Here is a 1,338-nt window from a genome sequence, read left to right as displayed (position 1 = left end):
ACTACTTATTGGTTTGAGCCTACATTACAAGCTAAAACTCAACTCGATGGCTAAAAAATTCAAATTTGAGCAGTTCAGATCCAGAGAAATTCAGAAAAAGTTAAAGTTAGCTCTCCAAACTATCCGGAAAATGGAAGGAAATCCGGATTTAATCCACTCACGAGAATTCAATTTAGATTACCTCAGAATGCGAATGGCAGAAGAGGTGTTTCATTTTGCAGTGGTTAACCAAATTAAAATCAGGGTCAAACAGTTAATTAGTATTGCTCTTCGACCTACTCAGGCAACTACTAGTTCGATTGGTATTGCTACTACCTCAGGGCGTCGAGTTAATCAAATTTTTGATGTCATGTACGAAACGGAAAGGGGAGGTAAACGTAAAATGGGAGTGCTTTTCCGCATTCAAGTCAAATTAACCAAGCTACCTACTCAGGCGACCTCGGCAACTATTAGTCAGATTATTGACTGTATTGAGCATTTTCTCAATCCAGATGATGAGAGTTGGCAACCGACAATTCAAGGGCGCATTGTTTCCATCAGTTGGGATCAAAAAGCCAAGCCTACACCCTTACTGGTACTACAGCAATCGAGTGAGGGTGTTAATGTTACCTTTAGAAGTAGGCGCAGGAAAGTCTAACTATATCAATACAATATAGCAATTCCCTTTTAAGTGAGATACATTTAATTTTCTTCCCTATTCCCTATTACTTGTTACCTAACATCTAGGGTTTTGTAACTCATTCAATTAAGAACTGCTATCGGAATCAACTACTAGAAATAAGACTAAATCTGTGACTTCATTGAGGTCTTGGCAAGTCAAATAAGACCGATGTCATGTAAGATTGGGCCCATTCAGAACCAAAGGCTTTTTCTAGTACCCGACGGGTTTTGTCATTCTTTTGCTGCTTGAGGCAATAGTAACTTTGACCACTAATGATTTCTGCTTGTTGTTCTATCGGTACTGGTGAGGCATCAGCAGCATAGGTGCAGTGAATTGCTAAGAACGCCTCCACTTGAGAGAGAAACTGAGCTTCTTCTTCTGGACTAACTGGTCTAATAAATAGGCAAAATTCTGAAAAAATGTCTGCCCAAGCCGGAAGGGAGCGAGGCTGAGAAAATTGAAGTTTTGGTAGTTTTGATAGGGTTTGCTGATAATAGTCTGGTAAGAGGCGCGATCGATTCACAGGAGAAAGGTCAACGATCGCAGCAGACATTTGTTCCCTTCCCCCTACTAAATCACAGCCCAAGATCGGTAGAGCGTATTCTGGGCGGGGAAACATTACACAGTGTAGAATATCGAGATTTTTGCCTATTTTTGCCAGTTCTAAGTGGATTTTA

General features: G+C 40.4%; 2 protein-coding genes. One reads left to right on the top strand and one right to left on the bottom strand.

The window, feature by feature from the left end; all coding sequences use genetic code 11:
• Positions 1–637, top strand: a 637-nt coding sequence (locus F6K23_RS40660) for a hypothetical protein (RefSeq protein WP_293166905.1), incomplete at its 5' end; no start/stop codon positions are given.
• Between the two features lie 160 nt (positions 638–797).
• On the opposite strand, the gene F6K23_RS40655 is transcribed toward F6K23_RS40660, so the two are convergent.
• A partial coding sequence (locus F6K23_RS40655) for a phycocyanobilin:ferredoxin oxidoreductase (RefSeq protein ID WP_293166903.1) occupies positions 798–1,338 on the bottom strand: 541 nt, incomplete at its 5' end.

Source organism: Okeania sp. SIO2C9 (assembly GCF_010672455.1).
In the GTDB taxonomy this organism is placed as follows: domain Bacteria; phylum Cyanobacteriota; class Cyanobacteriia; order Cyanobacteriales; family Microcoleaceae; genus Okeania.
The sequence above is the reverse complement of the archived record's forward strand: the minus strand, read 5'-3'. Positions and strand labels throughout refer to the sequence as shown.